The organism is Spinactinospora alkalitolerans (assembly GCF_013408795.1).
GTDB classification, from domain to species: Bacteria; Actinomycetota; Actinomycetes; order Streptosporangiales; family Streptosporangiaceae; genus Spinactinospora; species Spinactinospora alkalitolerans.
Genome location: NZ_JACCCC010000001.1, coordinates 5,768,377 through 5,789,760, shown reverse-complemented (window position 1 = coordinate 5,789,760; position 21,384 = coordinate 5,768,377). Strand labels below are relative to the sequence as shown.

Annotated in this window: 17 protein-coding genes; 8 read left to right on the top strand and 9 right to left on the bottom strand. The window is 66.6% G+C overall.

Translation table 11 applies throughout. The features are described 5' to 3' along the window. Positions 1-30 precede the first annotated feature (30 nt). Positions 31-1,080, bottom strand: a complete 1,050-nt coding sequence (locus HDA32_RS25795) for a LacI family DNA-binding transcriptional regulator (protein WP_179645632.1) — start codon at positions 1,078-1,080, stop codon at positions 31-33. Positions 1,081-1,234: 154 nt separating this feature from the next. On the opposite strand from HDA32_RS25795, the gene HDA32_RS25790 reads away from it, so the two are divergent. Both HDA32_RS25790 and HDA32_RS25785 read left to right on the top strand, forming a co-directional pair. After that, the gene (locus tag HDA32_RS25790; protein ID WP_179645631.1) at positions 1,235-2,152 is read left to right on the top strand and encodes a dihydrodipicolinate synthase family protein; all 918 of its coding nucleotides are present in this window, start codon (positions 1,235-1,237) and stop codon (positions 2,150-2,152) included. A 71-nt stretch (positions 2,153-2,223) separates the two neighbouring features. Continuing rightward, the gene (locus HDA32_RS25785) at positions 2,224-3,471 is read left to right on the top strand and encodes an Nramp family divalent metal transporter (RefSeq protein WP_179645630.1); all 1,248 of its coding nucleotides are present in this window, start codon (positions 2,224-2,226) and stop codon (positions 3,469-3,471) included. Here HDA32_RS25785 and HDA32_RS25780 read toward each other — a convergent pair. From HDA32_RS25780 to HDA32_RS25745, 8 genes are all read right to left on the bottom strand, one after another. Beyond that, entirely contained in the window at positions 3,455-3,913 is a 459-nt protein-coding gene (locus tag HDA32_RS25780; RefSeq protein ID WP_179645629.1) for a hypothetical protein, read from the bottom strand. The genes HDA32_RS25785 and HDA32_RS25780 overlap by 17 nt on opposite strands. Positions 3,914-4,140: 227 nt before the next feature. Continuing rightward, a complete protein-coding gene (locus tag HDA32_RS25775; protein WP_179645628.1) occupies positions 4,141-4,479 on the bottom strand; it encodes an IS3 family transposase in 339 nt (112 codons plus the stop codon). A gap of 166 nt (positions 4,480-4,645) precedes the next feature. Then, entirely contained in the window at positions 4,646-4,840 is a 195-nt protein-coding gene (locus HDA32_RS25770) for a transposase (protein WP_179645627.1), read from the bottom strand. Positions 4,841-4,998: 158 nt separating this feature from the next. Further along, complete coding sequence (locus HDA32_RS32160; RefSeq protein WP_376767028.1) at positions 4,999-5,262, bottom strand: transposase family protein; 264 nt, start codon at positions 5,260-5,262, stop codon at positions 4,999-5,001. 177 nt (positions 5,263-5,439) lie between these two features. Beyond that, a complete protein-coding gene (gene drmB / locus HDA32_RS25760; RefSeq protein WP_179645625.1) occupies positions 5,440-7,242 on the bottom strand; it encodes an MrfA Zn-binding domain-containing protein in 1,803 nt (600 codons plus the stop codon). Further along, a complete protein-coding gene (locus HDA32_RS31935) occupies positions 7,223-10,402 on the bottom strand; it encodes a helicase-related protein (protein ID WP_179645624.1) in 3,180 nt (1,059 codons plus the stop codon). Before HDA32_RS31935 ends, drmB begins: the two co-directional genes overlap by 20 nt. Beyond that, positions 10,399-11,916: a nuclease-related domain-containing DEAD/DEAH box helicase gene (locus HDA32_RS25750; protein WP_179645623.1), complete on the bottom strand. Its 1,518-nt coding sequence runs from the start codon at positions 11,914-11,916 to the stop codon at positions 10,399-10,401. The genes HDA32_RS31935 and HDA32_RS25750 overlap by 4 nt, the downstream gene beginning before the upstream one ends. Beyond that, complete coding sequence (locus HDA32_RS25745) at positions 11,913-16,631, bottom strand: DEAD/DEAH box helicase (RefSeq protein ID WP_179645622.1); 4,719 nt, start codon at positions 16,629-16,631, stop codon at positions 11,913-11,915. Before HDA32_RS25745 ends, HDA32_RS25750 begins: the two co-directional genes overlap by 4 nt. Positions 16,632-17,006: 375 nt before the next feature. Here HDA32_RS25745 and HDA32_RS25740 point away from each other — a divergent pair, with 375 nt between their 5' ends. From HDA32_RS25740 to HDA32_RS32145, 6 genes are all read left to right on the top strand, one after another. Further along, complete coding sequence (locus HDA32_RS25740; RefSeq protein WP_281370413.1) at positions 17,007-17,477, top strand: very short patch repair endonuclease; 471 nt, start codon at positions 17,007-17,009, stop codon at positions 17,475-17,477. Positions 17,478-18,078: 601 nt separating this feature from the next. Further along, complete coding sequence (locus HDA32_RS25735) at positions 18,079-19,275, top strand: DNA cytosine methyltransferase (protein WP_218882599.1); 1,197 nt, start codon at positions 18,079-18,081, stop codon at positions 19,273-19,275. A 251-nt stretch (positions 19,276-19,526) separates the two neighbouring features. After that, positions 19,527-19,805, top strand: coding sequence for a Z1 domain-containing protein (locus HDA32_RS32155; protein ID WP_376766990.1), 279 nt, complete (start codon positions 19,527-19,529; stop codon positions 19,803-19,805). Between the two features lie 220 nt (positions 19,806-20,025). Beyond that, positions 20,026-20,262, top strand: coding sequence for a Z1 domain-containing protein (locus tag HDA32_RS32150; RefSeq protein ID WP_179646960.1), 237 nt, complete (start codon positions 20,026-20,028; stop codon positions 20,260-20,262). Beyond that, the gene (locus HDA32_RS25720; RefSeq protein WP_179645620.1) at positions 20,253-20,738 is read left to right on the top strand and encodes a hypothetical protein; all 486 of its coding nucleotides are present in this window, start codon (positions 20,253-20,255) and stop codon (positions 20,736-20,738) included. The genes HDA32_RS32150 and HDA32_RS25720 overlap by 10 nt, the downstream gene beginning before the upstream one ends. Before the next feature lie 220 nt (positions 20,739-20,958). After that, positions 20,959-21,147 carry an AbrB/MazE/SpoVT family DNA-binding domain-containing protein gene (locus tag HDA32_RS32145; RefSeq protein WP_376766989.1) on the top strand — a complete coding sequence of 63 codons (189 nt, stop codon included), beginning with the start codon at positions 20,959-20,961 and terminating at the stop codon, positions 21,145-21,147. The last annotated feature ends 237 nt before the right edge of the window (positions 21,148-21,384 follow it).

Sequence of the window (21,384 nt, the reverse complement as noted above, 5' to 3'; positions counted from 1 at the left end):
CGTCGGGCAGGGGCGCTGTGCCGACGGTCTCTACGCGTCGGCGGGTGGGGCCGTTGAGGCGCGGGGGATGAGGGTGGGGGCGTGGACGTATCGGCGTTCCTCAGCGGTGTCGGGGTCGGCCAACAGGAGGTCGACTGCGCTCGCGGCAATGTCGCGGAAGGGGACGCGCATCGTCGTCAGCGGGAGTGGCAGGTGGCCGACGAGGGGGATGTCGTTGTAGCCGACGATGGAGAGTTCGTCGGGGACGGCGAGGCCGGCCCGGTGCGCCGCGGACAGGACGCCGATGGCGGTGTTGTCGTTGATCGCGAACACGGCTGTGGGCCGATCGGGCGCACGGAGCAGGGCGTCCGCAGCCTCCTCGCCGGCCTCGATGCTGAAGGCCGAGGGATGGATCAGGGCGGGGTCTGGTTCGACGCCCTGATCGCGCAGCGCCCGTACGTAGCCTTCGCAGCGGCCGGTGGAGCTGGAGGCATAGGAGGGGCCGGCCACGCATGCGATCCGGCGATGTCCCAGGTCGAGTAGATGGCGGGTGGCGAGGTAGCCGCCGAGTTCGTCGTCGCCGAGCGAAGACGGGCTGATGCCGTCGGTGCGCAGCGCCAGGGCGTGGGGCACACCCTGGGAACGGAGGTGGTCGAGGTAGGAGTCGTTGAGTCGGGCGGTGGTCAGAACCAACCCGTCCACCCGCCGCTGCAGCAGGGATTGGGCGGCGGAGCGCTGCTCCTCGACGTCGTCATGTGTGGTGGCCACGATGGCGAAGTAGCCGCGCCGCTGGCAGGCGGCGGCCAGCTCCTCGTAGGCGATGGCCATCACGGTGTCACTCAGTCGCGGCACCAGGACCCCGATGGTGTTCGTGCCGCGTCGGCGCAGGCTGGAGGCCACCGAGTGGGGGGTGTAGCCGAGTTCGCGAGCGGCTTCGCGTACGCGGGCGGCCGCGGCGCTGCGCGAGCGGGGCAGGCGCGGGTCCAGTGCCCGGGAGACGGTCGAGGTGCTGACCCCGGCCCGCCGTGCGACGTCGTGGATCGTCGGCGGCGTGCTCGCTGGAGGCGGTGCGCCGCCGGTGTCGGTGTCCTCCTGGCTCATCGCGTCCTTTCCGTTCGTGCTCGCTGAGGCCACTGTAGACCGCCCGCCGTCGGTGGCCCGAGTAGTCCTGAGGCTGCGGTCACGACTTGACGTGGGGACGGTCACAACAGCAGAATGCAAACGTTCCCGCAAACGTTTCCTAAGGAGTTCGACCATGGCACTCGATCTGCGTGGAGTCACCCCGGCTCCTGTCACGCCGTTCACTGCCGAGGGCGCCGTCGACCACGCGGCCCTTGCCGGTCTGGGCCGCTGGCTCGCCGGAATCGAGGGGGTCTCCGGGCTCGTGTGCCTGGGCCATGCGGGCGAGGGCACCAGCCTGACACCCGAAGAGCAGACCGCGGTGGTGCGGACGCTGGTCGAGGCCGTCGACGGCGCGGTGCCGATCATCGCCGGCATCACCGCCGAGGGCACTATGAACGCTGCCCAGGAGGCCCAGCGCGCGGTCGAGGCCGGTGCCGCCGCCGGCCTGCTCTACCCCTCGCACGGGTGGCTGCGCTTCGGCTTCCAGAAGGGCGCCCCGCAGGAGCGCTACCGCGCTGTCCATGAGGAGTCCGGGCTCCCGCTGATCCTTTTCCAGTACCCCGACGTCACCAAGGCCAGCTATGACCTTGAGACCCAGCTCGACATCGCTGCCCAGCCCGGGGTGTTCGCCACCAAGAACGGTGTGCGCAACATGCGTCGCTGGGACACCGAGATCCCCGTCCTGCGCGCGGAGTTCCCCGAACTGCAGATCCTCACCTGCCACGATGAGTACCTGCTGCACACCATGTTCGATGTCGACGGGGCGCTGGTGGGCTACGGGGGCCTCGCCCCCGAGCCCATGGTGCGTCTGGTCGCGGCCGGCAAGGCGCACGACTACGCAGCCGCCCGCGCCGTCCACGACGAGCTGCTGCCGTTGACCAAGGCGGTCTACCACCGCGGCTCTCACATGGAGGGCACCGTCGCGCTCAAGATCGGGCTACACCTGCGCGGGATCATCCCCGACGCGACCGTCCGCGCGCCGCTGCTTCCCCTGCCCGAGTCGGCCACCTCGGAGATCGCAGACGCACTGAAGCACGCCGGACTGATGTAGACCCATCCCCCACACCACCCGCCGCGCCGCCTGCGGCGCCGCCCGCGGCGCCGCGGGCCAGGAGGCATCTCATGCACGACGCCCGACCGCAACCCGAGCGAGCAGGTTCGGCGACGCGCCGCCGCTCCTCGCGCATGCTGCGCGCCCTGGCCCTCATGGGGCCCGCCTTCATCGTCGGGGCCTGGCAGTTCGGTCCCGGCAACCTTACCTCCGCGATCCAGGCCGGCGGCGAGTACGGCTACACACTGATCTGGGTCATCGTCATTTCCACCGCGCTCATGGTCGTGTTCACCGACATGTCCGTGCGCATCGGCCTGGCGGCCCGCCATTCGCTGATCGAGACGGCAAAGCGGACACTGGGCCGCTGGTGGGGCATCTGCGCGGGTCTCGGAGTCTTCGCCATCACCCTGATGTTCTCGGTCGGCAACGCCGTGGGGGCAGGACTCGGGATGTCCATGGTCTTCGGCGGCGATCCGGTGCTGTGGACACTGGCATGCACGGCAGTGGTCGCGGCGCTGCTGTTCGCTCGCGATTACTACCGCGTCTTCGAGCGAATGACGCTGTTCGTCGTGGCGCTCATGGCCGCCGGTTTCGTCGCAGCGGCCGTGCTGTCGCGGCCCGACTGGGGCGCGGTCGGCGCCGGGTTCGCTCCGACGCTGCCCTCGGGGGTGGGGCTGCTACTCATCGCCCTGGTCGGCACGAACTTCTCCATCAACGCCGCCTTCTACGCCGGCTACACCACCCGGGAACGCGGCCGGGCGCCCGCGCAGTACCGCGAGGCCACCCTGTCGGACACCGTCCCAGGCATCGTGGCGCCGGGCATCATGACGATCCTGGTCATTGTGGCCAGCGCGGCGGTGCTGCAGGGGACCGGCGGTGCCGACGCCTCGCGGCTGGGCGGGGTCCTGGGCTCGGTGGCCGGGCCTGCGGGCAGCCTCGTCTTCGCCGTGGGATTCGCGGGCGCGGCGTTCTCCTCGATGGTCGCCAACGCTAGCGCTGGCGGCACCCTCCTCTCCGACGCTCTCGGATGGGGCAACCTCCTGCGTGACCGGCGCGTCAAGGCAGCGATCCTCCTCGTGCTGGCCTTCGGTGCGGCGGTGACAGCCGTGTCCACCGCCGCACCGATCGAACTGATCATCGTGGCCCAGGCACTGACTGTGGTCGTGGCGCCCTTCCTGGGGCTGCTGATTCTGGTGCTTGCCAACCACCGCGGCTTGATGGGGACGATGCGCAACCGTTGGTGGCAGAACATCCTCGGCGTGATCGGCTGGCTGGCGATCGCGGCTACCTGCTTCCGCCTGGTCACCACCCTGCTGTGATCCCGCCGGTCCCGTCGAGTCTGCAGATCGCCGCGGCGGTCTCGACCCCGTCGTCGTGTAATACAAAGCGCATGCGGGAGACGTCGATGTAGGCGGCGTCGAGGGGATGCTTGGCCAGGCGCGAGAGCGCGGTGCTGTACTTGTCCATCGAGTCCCTGCCCGGGATGAATATCGACATTTCGTCCCGGGCCGCGAAGTTCTGCACCTCGACCTCCTCCGACAGCGCCGCGACCGCTTGCCCGTCCGCCGTGACGGGAACCTTCTCCAGCCAGTGCGGCCCCTCGGCGGTGATGCTCCGCCCCTTCCGCTCCGGGGTCTCGTTGGCCCAGGCTCGCCACGGGATCCCGGACACGGCGGCTCCGCACGACTCCACGGTCTCGACCACTTCCGCAACGGTGGCGGTGACAGCTACACCGGCCTTGTCCCAGTCAGTCGTAAGCACGAGCCAGGTCGTTTCGGCGGCGGTGGCTTCATCCTCACAGCCGTAGCAGTCCCCGATCGTTCCCATCGACGGCAGCAGACCGGACTCCCCGGCCCGACGCGTGAAGGCCCAGGACCCAACTGCCCCCCGTGACCGGAGTGGATCGCCCCCGGGGCCGGATTGCGGTCCTCGATGGCCATGCCGAGTGCGTTCGTGGCCAGAGCAGCGGTCGGGGAGGAGTCGCTCGCCTACCCGACCACGCGCCGGGAGCACACATCGAACACGACCGCGCAGTAGACCTCGCCCTCCCTGGTGGGATGCTCGGTGATGTCGGTAACCCACAGCTCGTCCGGGCGCTCCCGCTGGAACTGCCGGTCCACCAGGTCGGAAGAGGCCAGGTCCGGACGCGGCTGGCGCCGCTTCGGCCGCCCGCCGATCCCTTTGAGCCCGGCGCGGGCCATGAGCATCGCCACCGTGTTGCGCCAGATCCGGACCCCGTACCCGAGGGCGAGTCCGGCATGGACGCCTCGCAGGCCGTAGACACCTTTGGAAGCCGCGTGGATCCGGTGGAACGCGCCGGTAAGCATGACACGGCGGATCGACCTCGCCGAGGGGCCTCGGCCGCGCCAGGCGTAGAAGCCCGACTCGCAAGGTGCCCAGGACCCGTGTGGCGACCTGCACCGCGTGGCCTTCGTCGGCCATCACCCCGATCGCTCCGAACCTTCTTTCGGGGACACCGCCTTCCCCAGCAGCTCACCGGCCCGGCGGCGCACGGCCAGTTTGGCGATGCGTTTCTTCGCCGCGGCCGATGCGGTCCTGGCGCCGCCAGGTGTAGACGGTCTCGGTGCTGATGTCGGGGTCGCGCGCCACGTCCGCGACGCTGCGTCCGGACTCGACCAGGTCCACGGCCTTGCGTCGGAACTCCGGCGGGTATCCACGACGTCCCACGATGCCCTTCTCGGGTCAGGTGGAACCAGAGCCCAGGAACCCGAATCCATGAAACACGGGACACACCAGAGCCTCCACTACACCCGGTACAGAACAAGGCGTTGGAGGGCGGTGAGTCCGGGTACCTGCTCGGCGAAGATCTTGCACTGGCATCCGGGTTACTCGCAGAAGAACTGGCGAACTCCCAGGTGGATCAGCACTTCCTGGCCGGAGACGGGGGGATCGGCGAGGCGGCGGCCATAGCGGCTGTGCACCCGACGCGACGGGGATTCGCAGACCGGGCAGAGGGCTTCCGGCACTCGGGTGGTCACCGCGGTCCGGATCGAGAGCCCGCTCCGGACGACGTCGTCGATCCGCAGACCGGCCAGGTGCGGGAGAACAGCGTCACTAGAGAGGAGGGAGCGGAGAGCGAAACTTCGCATCATTGCGGGACAGGAGGGGCCTCCGCAGGGGCTTCACCGAATCCGTGTCGGAGCCCACATTCGAACGGTGTTGACGGCCTGAACACGAGGAGTGCCATCACATCATGCCGACGGCCGAGGAGGCCTGCTCTGCCCCGGCGTCCCCCGCCGGACCTCAGAACGGCCGTTCAAGAGTCGTCATCTGGGCCGCCGGACCTCCGTCAGAACGTCGTCCAGCAGTCCCCTCACGTCGCTTCCGCCCAGGACCAGCTGTCGATCCAGCAGTCGGTTTCCGGTCTCGCAGGAGGTCTCGCTCACCAGGGAGCAGCCGTGGCAAGCCGAGAGGTTCAGCTGCGAGGCCCCCTGCCGGTCACTCTCGATGCAGACCGGGTCGTTGGAACAGAAGTCTGCGTCGTCCAGGGCTGACACCAGGAGCGGGATCAACTTGTCAGGCTCTCCGAGCCTGACGAGCCCGCCGAGAGTCCCCTGAGCATCTCCCGCTGCGGTGTAGATCAGGATCCCGGCGGTCTTGTCGGTACGGTCGGAGTTCGCGTAGATCCGCTCCTGCAGCGCGGCGGACGCATAACCGCTTGCGAACGCCAGCCGACGGATGAGCAGGTGCGCCAGCGTGTGCAGGGCGATGTACCTGGGCTCGGGCACGTCGAGGCGGCCGGCCCATGCAGAGTCGACTCTGCGCTTCTTGAGGATGCCGGCGCGTGCCTGCACCTCCGGCTGCGCCTCCCATTCGGCGAGTTTCTCCTCGTCGAACCGCAGGAAGATCCCTTCTCCGAACAGCTCGATCGCCGGATAGGTGGGCCGACGCCACTGGTCTGGTCCCAGATCGGCGTTGATCATGGCCGCGTCCGCATCGTGCCGCCGGAATCCACGGAGGGCACGGACCTCACGGACCCGACGCACCTGCCCGATCCCCCTGATCTTGCTGAGGAGGCTCTGCGGTCCCGCGACGCCTTCGAGGCTTCGCCCGTCGACGACGAAGTCGCTCCCCGTACGGTCGCGCCCGCCATCGAGCTTCTTCAGGAATGCCGCCCACTCACCGTCCTTGAGGTCGAGCAGCATCTCGTCCGCGCTTGTCTCCTCTCCTCCTGCCACGGCGAGAACGGTCTCCGGCGTCACTCCGAGCTCCTCGGCGATCCACCCTGCCACCATCTGCGCCTGGGGGCCGCCGTTGTCCGTCACGACCTTCTCGAAGTACACATGCCCACGGATCTGGTCTGCCGCTTCCGCCGACTGCGGACGTTCTTCCGGTATGTCGAGAGCCGAGATCCTCTCGGCGATGTAGTTACCCGTGGCACCGCGCTGCACGGCGACCAGCTGATGCGGGCAAGGCTTTTTGACCGAGCCTTCCGGTTCCCAGGGCTGCCGCCCCGCGCAGCGGATCCCGTCTCGCTGCAGAGCCCCGTTCGTGACGAGTTCCGCGAGGGTGCGCGAGTTCCCACACCCATGACACTTGACCATCAGTGATGCGAGGCCCTCACCACGATTGGCCAGTCTCCTGAACCTGAGCGACTTGTAGTCACGGCAGAACCGGACTGCTTCGTTCAGGCTCGCCGCACGCCCACGATGCACCCACCGGAACCAGCTGATGTCCTGAACGTGGCTGCCCTTTTCGCAGATGGCGATGTATCGCATCGGCACCAGCAGGCCACCGCACTCGCAGGTGTTGCTCCACTTGCCCTTTTTCTTCCCGGTCAGCTTCGAGAGCTTGTCGCAGCGCTCGCAGAACCGCCATGCAGGGAAGCGCCAGTACGGCAACGCAGGAGTTTCCTTACCGGCACGGCTCGCATGCGTCGGCGGTTGTCTCAGGACACCGGCCCCGAGGCGGGCCATCAGACGCTCACAGCTGATCTCCTGAGCGTATTTCTTGTCCCACCAGGACGTGTCCGGCGCCATGAGAGATTCGCCTCGGACGTCGACGATCGCTCCGACACCGAAGGGCGAGATCGTCTCGGAGAGGCGCAGGTCATGCCTGATCTTCTCCACGGTGCACCTCTTCCTGCGGTTCCCGGACCTCGACCGCCACGTTGGGCTCGACGGATCTCATCGAGTCTCCGACGAGCCACCCTTCGCCGGGCTGACCGAATCTCTTCAACAGAGCCGCCTGCTCCTTCTCCGAACGCTCGTAGTACAAGGAGTCGCCCGACTCGCGTGCTTGTGCCGCCCGACGGTCCCAGTCCCTCAGCAGGCTCCACACGGCGTCGCTCGTCTCCTCGGCTTCGAGGCGATCGGCACGCGTCACGTACCCGAGGAACCGCTCGACGAGTCGCTCGACCGCGTCGCTGATCCTGTCGTCCTCGAGGTCGAACCGACCTGCCGCGTCGTTGTCGGCGAGCGGGCCGAACGACTGCCTCAGCAATGCGACGAGTGCGCCGGCGAGAGATCGGTCGCGCGAGGCCAACGACCATGGCGTCACGCTCGTGGGCTCCACGCTGCGGTAGAGAGCCTCGTGGTAGCCACGGAAAGTCTCGAAGTGCGACCGATCGCGGGCCCTGCTCGACCTGAAAAGCGTGACGACGACGCCCTTCGTGTCTCCGCGCCCGACACGGCTGGTGGCCTGAACGTACTCGGCCGTGGTCTTCGGCTGTCCCACCATGAGCATCAGGGCGAGCCTCGGAATGTCGATGCCGACGGAGAGCATGTTCGACGAGAGGACCACGTCGACGGCGTCCGACGTCTCGTCGGCCCTGACTCGAAGCGCACGGAGATCCTTCGGTAGCTCCTCGGCTCCGCGGCGGCTCGTCAATTCCAAGACCTTCCCCGCCCTGACAGGACGCAGCGGGAAGCCGAGCCGATCGGCGCGAGGCTCCAGACGGCCGTTGACGTCGTCGACGACCAGCGTCCCCGTCCGGCCGAGCTCACGAAGACTGTTGTGGTACATGACCAGTGTCCAGTACGCATCTCGGGATGCGGCAGACGGAACACGGGCAGCGAGCGCCTCCGGCATCTCCACCATCGGAGTGACCGCCGCGATGACGGCCGACGGCTGAGAGACCGACTGCGGCATCAGGCCGACGTAGAGACGTCCTTCTCCACTCTCCACGGGGCGAGAGAAGAAGGTGCGGTCGTCGTCGAGCCCTGATGGCGGGTACAGGGCGACGTCACGCCCGTACAGTCCCTGTACCTGCTCCTCGGACGCACGGATGGTGGCAGTCGACGCGATGATCTTGGGGCTGGCGCCGGAACGGCTCAGCAAGAGCTGGATGACTGCGTCGAAGACGGCGACAGTGGTCCCGAGCGGCCCCGAGAGCAGGTGCAGCTCATCCTGGATGACCATGGACGGCTGCTCGAAGGCGGTCCCGATCCCGAGCAGCCTGCCGGCTTCGGGCCTGAACTGCAGACGCGCGAACTTGTCGACGGTGGCCAGCAGGATCGTGGGCGGTTCGTCGTACAGAACCTCGTCGACGACCGCGAGCGGAAGTTCGCCGCTGAACGCGCACGATTCGTCGACGCAATGGAGTACGACGTCGTTTCCCACCAGGCGCATGCCATAGTCCTGCGGCTTGTTGCTCTTGGCCTTCGGCACCGACGGCGTCAGGCACCACGGACAGCTCTCGACCTGGAACTGGTTCGCCTCTTCCGGACGCGCGGCCTTCTGCAGACGCTCGAGCGCACTCCGCGCCTCTCTGCGCGTGCCAGGGGTGACTTCGTTGCCCACCCAGAGACCGATCGAGAACCGCACCATCCCTTTCACTCGTTCGTCCGTGGCCCGCAGCTTCTCCATTGCGCAAACCAGCGCCGCAGCACGCTGGAACTGCTGAGAGGTCAGGAGCCGCAATGTGTACCGGGTGATCACGGCGGTCCCTCCACCGGCCACGTCATGAGCAAGCCGCCGACGGAAGATCTCGATCGCGGCGAGACCGAGGTATGCCTCGGTTTTGCCGCCACCGGTCGGAAACCAGATGAGGTCGACGAGGTCCCGATCCTTGTGCGTCACGTCAACGGTGGATGCCAACGAGACGAGCAGGAAACCGAGCTGGAACGGGCGCCACCGCGGCTCCGGCACCCGACCTTCCGACCCCCCGCGGTTGATCGATGCCTGCCGCATCTGCAGACGCATGGCAGCCATGCCGAGCGAAAAAGCCGTTCGCAGGTCTTGCCGTCCCGGCGCCCGGAGGAGGTTCACGCCTTCCCTCATCCTGTCGACGGCATCCTGAGAACGCTCGGCGATCCGGATCGCCACGGCCTTGTCATCGCCGAAGGCCTCTGCTCGTTCCATCTGTTCGGCAGCCCACCCGGCGAAGGCGTCGACAAAGGCGTCCAGCGACCGAAGTACCGCATCGGGATCCGTGTCGACCTGCTGGAGGTGCTCCAGCTCCAAGGACTTGGCCTCGGCCGTCCCCTCGTCGAACCCCGTGGTTTCGACGGCGGGCACGACGAAGGCCGGTATCGGGTCGAGGAAGGCCCTGGTGCAGCGGCCCGCCGTGAACTCCCAGTCCGCAGCCATGCCGTGCCCGACCGCGTAGACCTTTCTGTTGCGGTATCGCAGGCGCAGCTCGGCGGTTTCCGGATCGGCGTCGAACGAGCGCGTCGTGTCGTACTCCAGGATCTGCGCACCTGCGGAAGGAGCGACGGCCAGCCGAACCTGGAACAGCATCCGAGCGATGTCGAGTCGGTCGTCTCTCGTGGATTCGGTCAGAACCCGGACGTGCACCGTGACCAAGGAGTCACCCTTGAAATCGCGCCAACGTGCCCCGACCTCGACAGGAACGTCTCCTACGTCCAGAGCGACGGGCCCTTCTCCCCGACGGAGAACGAGGTCGTCTGCAGAGAACGGGGTACGACGCCACCTCGGCGGTCCGTCTCCGTCGACAGCGGCGTACGTGCCGCACGAGAAGTCGACGTCGACGGAGTCGCCGTCGGTGACGAAGGAGATCGCGACCGACGAGGGCCGCCAGTCCTCGGCCAGGGGGATCCCGGCGCCGTCCTCCTCGACATCGCCGTCGGGGACGTCGGCGGAGACCTCTTCATCCGCGTCCTCGCCGTCATGAGAACCACGAGCCACGGTCTCGCTCGGGAACAGCATGCCGACGGCATACTGCCGGTGAGGCAGGTTCGCCGTGACCTCCTCGTCCCCCGCCTCAGGCCCCTCGTAGGACGCGCGGAGGTGTTTCAGCGCCTCCTGCTGGGCCGCTGCGAGCTTCACTTGCCAACCTGCTCTCGAAGAAGGTCCTGGAGCCGCTTCTTGTCTTCCTTGGAAGCGATCACGTGGAGCGTGACTCGGGCCCTCGTGACGGCCACGTAGAACGCGGCCAGTCCCCGGTCGTCGTATTCCTGCGGCAGATCGCAGACGATGACGTGCTCTGCTTCCAGCCCCTTGGTGAACCGCGGGTTCGTCACGAGGAATCCGGCCCTGCTCCTTCGCGGCTCGGCATCTGCGGAGACGCTGATGATCCAGATGTCCTCGCGGCGAGCCCCGTTCCCGACGAGGTCTCGAGCCACGGCCTCGGCCGCCGCGACGTCGGCCGTCCCCTCGGTCCACCGCCACTGAACTCGGTCACCGTGGACGATGCCCGGGTCTCCGACGTCAGCGCCGAGGTACTCCTGCACGACGTGGACGATCGCCCGGGTGTTGCGAACGTTCCGGTCGAGGTCGTACTGGAGCGCCTCCTGCTGCACCAGCTCGCACACGTCGGGATCGAACTCGCCGTCCACGCGTGCCTGGTTGTTGGGGTCGAGGAACATCCTCCACCGGCCGCCCGCTCGACCTCCGCGGATCACGGCGTCCAGTGCGTCCATGCCGGCGGCGTTCATGAGGTCCTGTGCCTCGTCGACGAAGACGGCGTCGTACTGCTTGTCACCGGACAGGTCGGCGAACGGAAGGAGATCGATGTCTCTCCCCACGATCCGCGGGCCGAAGAAGTCGACCAGGGAAGGCGAGTGGAAGGTGATGAGAACCGACTTCCCCTCGCCCGCCTCCTGCTTCGCAGCCTCTGCCAGCACCAGAGACTTCCCGGTACCCGCACCACCGAAGACGAGCATCCTCGGGTTGCGCGAGAGCGCGGCCAGAACCCGGGCCTGGCCATCGGTCGCTCGGTTCTGTTCCTCGATGACGGCGCCACGCTGCGCATCGATGACGGGCATCCGCGTGAACTCACCGAACAGGCGAGCCCGAAGATGCTCGGACCGCGCGATCTTGACCCCGAAGGGGGCGGTCCTGGCCTCGTCGGCGACCTCTTCAAAGGCTTTCGTCATTCCAGCGATGCTCATCTGGTCCTTGGCCCACCAGTGGCTCCCCTTCCACTCGACGGCAGGAGGAGGGGCATCGATGTCAGGCGTGACGGCAACGGCCTCGGTCGCGAACCAACCGACACCTTCCTCGCGCAGGATGCCCCGCAACGCGTACATCGCCGACTGCGCCTGGTCCATCGGAGATTCACGCAACTTCTTCCAGTCACCGTGGCGGTCGATGCTGTACCAGACGCCGTCGTACTTCCTGACGCCCCCTCCCTTGACCTCGATGAGGATCACGATTCCGTCCCAGAGAACGACGAAGTCCGCCTCTCCCTGCTGCTTGACCGCGTGGCTTCGCAACTTGACGGAGTGGAAGGCGACCGCGTCGCTGGGCCCGTCGACCGACTGCAGCAGGCGCGCGACCCGACGCTCGGCGCTGCTGGTGGTCGTCGTCTCGATGTCGGCGAGGTCCGGAACGAGGATCATGCTCCCTGCTCCAGCCAGAGGTCCTCGTAGGCGCGATACCCGAGAAAGTCGTTGACCGCCCCGAAGTTGTCGGCGACGTCCACGATGAGGCACTCCTTACTGCCATCGTTCGCGGGACCGCGCAGCCCGCGGCCGGCCATCTGGATGTATGCGCTGGGGCTGAACGTCGGTCTCGCGATGTACAGAGCTCGGACACCAGGTGCGTCAAAGCCCTGGATCAGCAGGTCGCAGTTCGCCAGAACCTGGATATCGCCGTTCTTGAACTTCTCGATGATGTCGCGGCGCTCTTGCCGTCCGGTCTGACCGCTGACCGCTGCGGCTTCGATCTGCCGATAACGAAGCGTCGCGGCAAGGACCTGGGCGGACAGGACGTTCGGCGTGAACACGAGGATGGGCCATTCGGGGTCCTGGCTCAGAATGTGGTTCACGAGAGCCTTTATTCGTGCCTGGTCTCGGCCGATGCGGTCGAGCACCTGAGGCTCGAGCTTGCCCTTGGACTGCACGTGTTTCAGTTCTTCCGGCTTCAGGTCGACGTCGATGCCCGGCAGCACCTCGTGCTTGACCCGAGCGAGGACGCCGATCCGCGACAGCTCCTCGTAGGCGTTGCCCTCGAAGGCCTTGATCTTGCGGTTACCGAAACGAGCCGCCAGTTCCTTCGTCGGCTCTCCGTCGTCGATCTTCCCCTTGAACGGGGTCGCCGAGAGACCCACCAGAGGCCGCTCCCAACTACGGCCGTCGACACCGAGCCACCTCAGGATTCGCGTGTACCGTTTCGATCCGCCGGCACGGTGTGCCTCATCGATGAAGACGGCAGAGGCTCGGCTCAGCCACTCATACGCAGGGGTGTCGATCACGGTCTCGAGCTTGGCGTCGGTGGCCACGATCACGCTGAATTCGGTGTCGGGCTCGTGGACGGTGTTGCTCTCCCAGAGCCGACCGATCGTCAACGGACGTTCATCGCCGAGCCCGCGCCAAACGGTGCTGAAGGTCTGCACCGCCTGCTCGCAAAGCTCGGCCGACTGCGCGACCCAGAGCACCGTTCCGCGCATTCCGCCGCCGATGAAGAGTCGCAGCACGGTCTCGGTGGCGACACGGGTCTTCCCGGCTCCCGTCGGAAGCTCGACCATGCCCTTGAGCGCGCGACCGTTCGGCTCCTGGAGCGTCAACACATCCTGCAGCTGCCGACTGATGTGCTTCTGGAAGTTGTGCAGAGGGTTGAGCTTCACGGCACCGGGCACGACGAACTCGTCGTCCTGGCGCTGGCTCCGACGTCCGGCGTATTCGGTGCCGAACCCCATCTTCCGAAGCCAGGCGATCGTCGGTGCGCCGCCCGCCCACGTCGTCGGAACGTCCGTGTATCCCTCGTTACGGAACTGGTCTTCGAGGAGCCGGATCGAGTCGCTGCCGTAGACGGTCAGGAAGAGTTTCGCGACGGACGTCGAGTCGTCCACCAGGTCCTGTCCCTCGAGCGCCTGCCAGAGTCCCTTCGGCAGCTTCTCCTTCAGCGTGTCCTCGCCGAAGAACACCTCGAGACGCTCTGCATCACTGGAGGCGACACGGGCTTCCTGCCGCTGTTCCTCCAGACGCTGGTCCACGCCTGCCTGAAGGACATCGCTCAGCTCGGCGTTCGACAGCCTCAAGTCGAATGCCTCGTTGAGGATCTCGAGGACACGCCGTTCGTCGAGGTCCGCGCGGACCACGAGCGTCAGCCCGTCCAGGTGCCACTCGAGCGACTGGTCCTCGACGCCGTCCTCGGTGGTCACGCGCTTCGCGATGTGGACGGCCTTCGCCACGGTCGCGTTCATGACCTTGTCCTCCGCGAACGTCGAACGGAGTCCGGTGTACAAGTCGATGACGCGCTCCCCGTCCTGCCGGCCCTCGGCCAGCAGGGAGAAGGAGAAGCTGTCCTCGAACCGGCGACATCCGACCGCTTCGACGAGCAGGTCCACCTGATCTTGATCTGCCCGGAGGTACGGCTTGTGCCGCGAAGCGAGGAAAGTACGTTCTTCCTCGGTGGTCGCCAAGTACACCGTGTCAGGCCGCCTCGCCTCGATGCCGCGTCCCACCCGGGCAGGGATGAGCACCGGGTGCCCGTCGGGGAACGCGATCCCGCCGGCGACGAGGACGAATTCCGTCAGAGTGCCGTCCTTGACCTGCGAGGGGATGAGCTCCGCCTCGAGCGCTTCACGCAGCACGTCGGCGGGAACCTTGTCCAGTTCCTTCGGCAGCGCCAGAGCGTCTTCGACAGGGCGCGGTCCGCGGAAGAGCGGCAGCAGGGCCTCGAACTCGACGAGCGACGCAGACACGACCCGGCCCGGAGCCCGGTAGCCGCGAGTCGACCGCACCAACCCTGCCCGCTCCGCTGCCCATCGAACAGGGGAGACGACTCGGTGGGTCTGGCCCGTGTCGATGTCCTCGCAGGTCCAGTCGTCCCCCTTATCGAAGGCGAGCAGATGAACCGTCCACGTCTCACGGACCTGGTCCGGTGCTTGTGCCTCCTTCAGCATGAGGAGCGTCGAGAAGGGACCGGGGCCGTCGTTCCTGTCGAACTCGATCCGTTCGACGGGGCGCTCTCCAGGCCCGAGCCTCCGGTTGAGCTCGTCTATGACGTACTGGTGGTAGTCCTCGAAGTGGACCTCGTCCTCGACCGAGTACACGGACACCGCAGCATGGATGACCCCTGCTGCATGCGCGACCTGCGGAACGCACCTCGTCCGGTCCAACATTCGAATTCGAATGCCGTCACCGAGCCCGTCGATGTCCAACACGTGCCTGGGCGAAGACCAGCCGCCGTCGCGCGTCGGTACCTTGATGCAGCCTGCCGTGTCGCGGGACACGACCTTCCGAGCCTGGTCCATGGGTACGTCGAGGACCGCGTCCCAGAACTTCGAGAGTTCCTCGTCTCCCGACGCAGGAGACAGCTTGCCCAGCCTGGCCTGGAGGATCGCGAGCGGATCCAGGTCCCGGAACCCGGCCTTCTCACGGAGCTTCTTCTCGATGCCGGGGATCGCCAGGAAACCCGGGTGGACGAAACTCGCTCCTTCGATGTCGACGTCGTCCACACGCTTGAGGAAGACCTCGTTACGATCATTGACGGACCGCATCCCGCTGGTCGTCGGGATGACCTTCGCAGACCTGATGCCGTCGATCTTGGGGTTCATCAGGACGAAGTCGAGTGCCCTCGCGGCAGAGTCCATGTCGGCTCCCTCTGCCCACTCACGCAGCCACGACAGGACGCCTCTCTTGGGCATCTCCTCCAGCGCTTTCATCTCGTCCCTGGACCGTCGGTCCGGGAAGGCAGAGGAGAACTTGTAGACGTAGAGCTGCCGCAGACGAGTCACACGCTGGTTGTTGACGTAGCAACGCCAGTGCGGAACGTCGTCGCCGGTGTTGGGTGACTTGATCCACTCTTCGTGGTCACTCTCGGACGTGTCACTGACGGTGAAGTCGAGAGGACGGAGATCCTGCGGCGTGCACATGACGCCCGTCGCGTCGGGGATCAGCGCCGTCTCGGCCCCGATCTGCGGGACGTGGGCACAGAGGATCTCGTCGCCGAACGAGTGGGCCTCACGACCACGCGCCGGCATGTAGTCCAAGTGCGCAGCCGGATCGTCGACAGACGAGACCTTCGGCAGCATGTCGACGAACATCTCCGAGAGAGTCACGAGGATCTCTCGGTTGTAGGTGTTCTCGAGCAGCGTGGTGCGGTCGTCGTTGACGCTCCAGGGAGCGTTGAAAAGGGCGGATGCAGAGGTCTTGTCCTGAAGCGGGAAGTACGACCAGAACTCGCCCGTCCTCCTCTGGGCGAAGCGCGCCGGCATGGCGACCGTGACCTTCACCTGGTCGCGCGACACCGCTTCACCGACCTCGGCCCGAGCCTCGGAGCTGGGTGCATGCATCCGGTTCTCGACGTACCACTCATCGTGGTCACCATCGGGACGTTCGATCCGGAACCTGCCGTCGCCGAGGTCACGCGACACATGGCTCGTCACGAAGTCTTCGTCCGTCCCGATCACCCGGAGCCGGACCTCACGCACCGCGTTGACGAAGAGGAGGAACTCGGAGCGGAACTCCTCGATCTCCTTCTTGAGGTTCTCCAGCTTCGACGCGTGCGGCAGCCTGACGATCGTCACCGCCCACTCCGCGAGCTCGGCCAGGATCGGGTCCTTGGTGAACTCGGCCTGAGCATCCATCCGCGTCGCGGTTCTCAAGGCCGGGAACCTCTTGGCCGCCGACCCGATCGACGCGATCGTCTCCTTCGCCTTGGTCGAATTGAACTCGAAGGAGATCGATCGGCTGAAGACCTGCGGAGCATCGGTGACGGCGAGCACCGACTTGAACCCGAGTCCGAACCGCCCGATCTCGTCGCCCCTCTTGCCACTGAGGTGTGCGTGAGCGATCGCGGTGAGGCCACTCCGCGAGAACGGGCGACCGGCGTTCGCGCAGTACAGAGTCTGGTGGTCGAGGTCAAGGACGATCTCGACCCGCCCGGCTCCCTCCTCGTGCTCGTCAGCTCCCGACATGGCGTCGGCCGCGTTCTGCACCAGTTCCAGGAGCGTGCGGCTGGAGTAACCGCCGACCCGGATGGACTCCTCGTGGTTGGCGTGCTCCGCAATCAGGTTCGGATTAGCACGGTATGAATCGATCGCCCGCCCGAAGAGGTCGTCGACCTCACGGACCAGCCCCGCGTCGGGGATCCACTCGGTACGCTTCATCGTCACGATTGCACCGCCTCGGCCGCCGACAACGCAATGCATCCCTGCCAGACCTGCACCTATGTGGCTCCTGAACGCCGATCGCCCATGTTCCTCGGCAGTGCGTCACGTCACGCACCATCGACCTGCCATGGACTGTAGACGCAACCACCGACAAGGGCGACTTCTCACCATCGGACCGGTTCCTCAAGGCAGGGGATGGGAACCTACAACGAACATTCCATTCTTTCAGATGCCGGCAGATCGTGGGGCGTTTTCAACGGCCAGCGATGTTCCCGTTGGCGTGCTCACTATCGTGGGGCGTAGCGAGCACGGGAGTCCACAGGAGGCGGGGCCTGAGCAGTTGCAGCGGCACACTCTGGGGCGAGGAATCATATGACCGGACACACCAAGCGCAATGCCCCGGGCACATCGTGGGCTTCCACTCCCGGCACGCGACGCAGCATGCAGTCCAACAAGGGGCGTGACACCAAGCCCGAGCTGGCCTTGCGGCGCGCGATTCATGCCATGGGTCTCCGATACCGTGTCTCCTTCCGACCGATTCCTTCTGTCAGGCGCACGGCAGACCTCGTATTCACTCGTGCACGGTTGGCCGTGTTCCTCGACGGATGCTTTTGGCACGGGTGCCCCGAACACCACACGGTCGCCAAGGCCAACGCCGAATACTGGGCGTCCAAGGTCGAGGCGAATCGCGAACGTGATCGACAGACGGATCGCCTGCTTGAAGAGGCAGGGTGGGCGGTACTCCGTGTCTGGGAACACGAAGATCCCCTTGAAGCCGCCGCCCGCGTACGCGCTCTGTACGAGACCGCCTCGCGGCAATCGGTGAAAAGGCCGCAACCGTGATTCCGCGGGTCTGCCGCGATCTCCGTCGACGGTTCCGGGCGTGTGGAACCTCTCGGGACCATCTGGCCGAGGTGGGGGCGTCCCCCCGGAAACCGTCTCAGCGCCTTCGGCGAAGGGTGACGGCGGAATCGTTCTCCGCCGTGCTGAGGATACTCGTGCGAGACCTTCCGAAACGTGGACGGCTCTTCGACATTCGCCCGTGCGGGACCCGCTGTAGTCGCTCCATCTCACTGAACGGAAGGGCGATGGACTCTCGAGGAGAGCCGAGTCCTCCCACTTCGCACCGGCAGACCGCTTCCAGGCTGCCTGTTCGATCTCACCAGGGACCTTCGTCTCATACGACCGGTGCGACAACCGCTTGAAGCTCGACCGGAGGACGGCCGCCTCGCCACGCTGATGAAGCACGGGATCCGGACGGCGAGCGACGAGAGGAAGCCGCGCCGACCGGGCATGGAACCGGGTGTCCATGGTGGCTGGCCACCATGGACAGGGATATGCTGTGTCGCCGTCAGTGGCGAGCTTCAAGGGTGGAACAGCGGCGACTGCCCGCACGAGATTCTTCTGCCACCACTCGCCTCCACCCCCACAGCCAGGAGAATACGTGCACGCCGCCGAGATCGTGGATCTGTTCGCAGGACCGGGCGGACTGGATGTGGCTGCATGCTGGCTGACGGTGCCCGTGATCGGCATCGAGATGGACGCGGACGCCTGCGCCACTCGCCGCGCAGCCGGGCTGCGCACAGAGGAGGGCGACGTGCGCGCCTTCGGGCCGGCGGATTTTCCCGACGCCACCGTCCTCGCGGGCGGGCCACCGTGCCAGACGTATACCGTCGCAGGCAGCGGCGCCGGACGTCGCGCCCTGGACGATGTGCTCCACTTCGCCAAGCGAATGGCCGCCGACGAGGACGTCACCGCGGACCTGGCCGAACTGAAGGACGAGCGCACGGCCTTGGTGCTGGAGCCCCTACGGTGGGCACTGGCGGCGGTCGAGAGAGGCCGCCCCTACGAGGCGATCGTGCTGGAGCAGGTGCCCGCCGTACTGCCGGTGTGGAAGGCGGTGGGCGAAGCCCTCGAGAGCCGAGGCTATTCGGTGGCCTGCGGGGTGCTGTGCGCGGAGGAGTTCGGGGTTCCGCAGACTCGCCGACGCGCCATTCTGATCGCTCGTCTCAACGACAAGGCCGAGATGCCCAAGGCGACCCATCGCCCTTATCGAAAGAGGGTGCCCCGGGACGCCGGAGACCCGGAGCGGAAGCAATGGGTGACGATGGGCGACGCACTCGATCGATCGGAACCGTTCGTCGTGGTCTCCAACTACGGAACCGGCGGCGATCCCAAGGCTCGGGGCCGGCGCACTTCCGCCGAGCCTGCTGCCACCGTCACCGGAAAGATCTCCCGTAACCGCGTGGTGACGCTCGGCGGTCTCGAACGTCCCCGCTTCACTTTCGCCGAGGCTGGACAGCTGCAGACCTTCCCGGCCGACTATCCCTGGGCCGGTCGTGACATCGCACAGCAGATCGGCAACGCCATCCCACCACGCCTCGCGGCTCACGTCCTCGCCGCCGCACTCGACTTCGGCGACGAGGTCCTCACGGCTGCGGTGTCCGGCGGAACTCCCTGGAAAGCGGCCGGTACGGATTCCACGTACAGCAGCCCACGCCCGGAGAACGGCGACGCTTCCTTTCCGGCGCCCGCCGTACGCGCTCGCCGCTCCGTGGAGACCGTGAACCCGACGACTCGGCAGGCCGCCGGCGTCGTCGGCACCGTTCGCCGTGAACTGCCACAGACGATCCGAAGATGATGTAGGAGCCCATGAGTCGGCACGGCGGTGGAGAAAGCCTCCCCGCCGAGGTCGGCTGTCATCGGGTAGATACGGCTGTGTCCGCGCGTCGCCATCGTATGGCCGATCGCACCGCCGACCTGCTCGAGCGCTGTTCCCACCGCAGCTCAGCCCCTTACCCGAGGTGCCTCCCCACCTGACTCGGACGCCGAGAGCCGGAGACCCTGTTCGGACGCAACCCCCTGGACGGGGAGGTCCCCGGCGGGCTCGACATGATCAGGACCGTGCCCGCCGATGAGCTGAGCAGTCTCCGACCGGCGAGCAGGGCCGCCGCTGCGGGATTCGCTCCTCGAGCCACGGCTTCCCTCCGCCGCGTCGTCCTCCGGTTCTGGTTGGCCACTGCCGCCAGGCATGTCCGCGGTCAAAGCGGTCAACACTCCTCGATGTTGATCCACGCGCACTCGGACACCCGTGTCCACGACTCTTACGGGCCGGTACTCAACGCCTTGTGCGGCGAAGTCGCCCGTGGCTGTTCGAACACACCGATGTGATCGACGAGCTGCGAGTCCTGTGGGAGGAGGAGGCAGGCAGGGGCGACCCCGCGTCGTGGAACAACACCGTGCTCGACTTCGACGAGATCCTCCCCCGACTCGGGGATGTCGCTTCACGACGATCATCGTCATGGACCATTACCGGAGCAACGACCGTCTCGACTACGACTCCGGTCCCGTCAACGTGATCGCGGTCGGCGGCAACACCTCTTCGTGAGGACTGACTCTGGAAGGCCTGGTCGTCAGCTACTTCGTCCGTTCTTCCAGCGTCTACGACTCCCTCCTCCAGATGGGGCGCTGGTTCGGATATCGGCCCGGGTACGAGGACCTGCCGCGGATCTTCATGCCCGAGGAGAGGCGTCGATGGTTCACCCACCTGGCCACCGTCGAGGCGGAGATGCGCCGGGAGATCGATCGGCACCTCACCGAGCGTGGCACCTTATCGATATGGCGGTGAGAATCCGCACCCACCCGAAGATGCGCGTCACCGCACCCTCGAAATCCAAGAACGCCGTACGCGCGGCGGCCTTTACGGCGGCCAACTGGTGGAGAACCGGTATTTCCCATGTCAGAAGACCGGGGAAGACGAGAAAATGGCATGCGGCCAACGCGACCGCCGTCAGAGCGCTGCTGGCGGAGGCGAACCGTGAGGGACGGGCCGACCCCGACTTCGCGCCCGGCCGAGCGCTCTGGCGCGGTGTCTCGTTGCAGCCGGTGCTCGATTTCGTCGACGCTTACAGGTTCCACCCGAAGACGGTCGACGCGGCCCGGGACCTGATGCTCGAGTACATCAGACGACGCAACAAGTCGGGAGCGCTCGTTCGTTGGAACATCGGCGTGATCGGCAACAAGCCCGTGCCGGACGGTGGTCGAGTGGTCCTCCCGGACGGCGCTGTCAGACGGCGAGTTAGACCACCCGCAACGTCACCATGAACATCATCACTGTCAGGCGGGTGCGCTCCGAAGCCCGTGCGGCGCTGACGCGGTGCCACGGCGGCCTGGCCGAGCTCGGAGAGTCCGGGGCGAGCCCTCTCATGAGCCGGTCGAGCTTTCGACGATCTGCTGAGAAAAGGCTCCCGGGACCTCCGGGCGTGGATCCCACACGTCCGAGCCGTGTCGCTACGTGCTGGTCGATGCTTGTCACACTGGTGGCATGATTCGAGAGCCTGCGGAATTGACGATCGGCGAGAGCGGCCAGGTTGTGATCCCTCTGGGAGTGTTGGCAGAGGCCGGTCTGGATCCGGGCAGTCATGTGCTGGTCTTCAGCGGGGACGATGGATGCCTCATAATTCGACGAGCTGAGGACGCCATGCGCGGCCTGTTGGAGGGCGGACATCTGTAAGCCTGTGGGGATGCGCCGATGTCGGCGATGACCTTGACTTATGACTGCACTGGATCCAACTCTCGTCGGAGTATCTCTATGACCAGACGGTGAAGGAGCCGGCTTGTCAGGTACACTGGCGGAGTGCTCCGGCTTCTCGCTGCCATGCGAAAGCAGCCATTGCTCGCCGAGGTCTTCGAGACGTCGTACCACCGACGTGAAGATGCCATCGGCTGACATACCGCCCAGCTCGACGTC

Bases quoted from the DNA above. Each gene is read 5' to 3' on its own strand.
- HDA32_RS25795 (WP_179645632.1), bottom strand. From the start codon at position 1,080: ATGAGCCAGGAGGACACCGACACCGGCGGCGCACCGCCTCCAGCGAGC.
- HDA32_RS25790 (WP_179645631.1), top strand. From the start codon at position 1,235: ATGGCACTCGATCTGCGTGGAGTCACCCCGGCTCCTGTCACGCCGTTC.
- HDA32_RS25785 (WP_179645630.1), top strand. From the start codon at position 2,224: ATGCACGACGCCCGACCGCAACCCGAGCGAGCAGGTTCGGCGACGCGC.
- HDA32_RS25775 (WP_179645628.1), bottom strand. From the start codon at position 4,479: ATGCTTACCGGCGCGTTCCACCGGATCCACGCGGCTTCCAAAGGTGTC.
- HDA32_RS32160 (WP_376767028.1), bottom strand. From the start codon at position 5,262: ATGCGAAGTTTCGCTCTCCGCTCCCTCCTCTCTAGTGACGCTGTTCTC.
- HDA32_RS25750 (WP_179645623.1), bottom strand. From the start codon at position 11,916: ATGATCCTCGTTCCGGACCTCGCCGACATCGAGACGACGACCACCAGC.
- HDA32_RS25745 (WP_179645622.1), bottom strand. From the start codon at position 16,631: ATGAAGCGTACCGAGTGGATCCCCGACGCGGGGCTGGTCCGTGAGGTC.
- HDA32_RS25740 (WP_281370413.1), top strand. From the start codon at position 17,007: ATGACCGGACACACCAAGCGCAATGCCCCGGGCACATCGTGGGCTTCC.
- HDA32_RS32155 (WP_376766990.1), top strand. From the start codon at position 19,527: ATGATCAGGACCGTGCCCGCCGATGAGCTGAGCAGTCTCCGACCGGCG.
- HDA32_RS25720 (WP_179645620.1), top strand. From the start codon at position 20,253: ATGGCGGTGAGAATCCGCACCCACCCGAAGATGCGCGTCACCGCACCC.
- HDA32_RS32145 (WP_376766989.1), top strand. From the start codon at position 20,959: ATGATTCGAGAGCCTGCGGAATTGACGATCGGCGAGAGCGGCCAGGTT.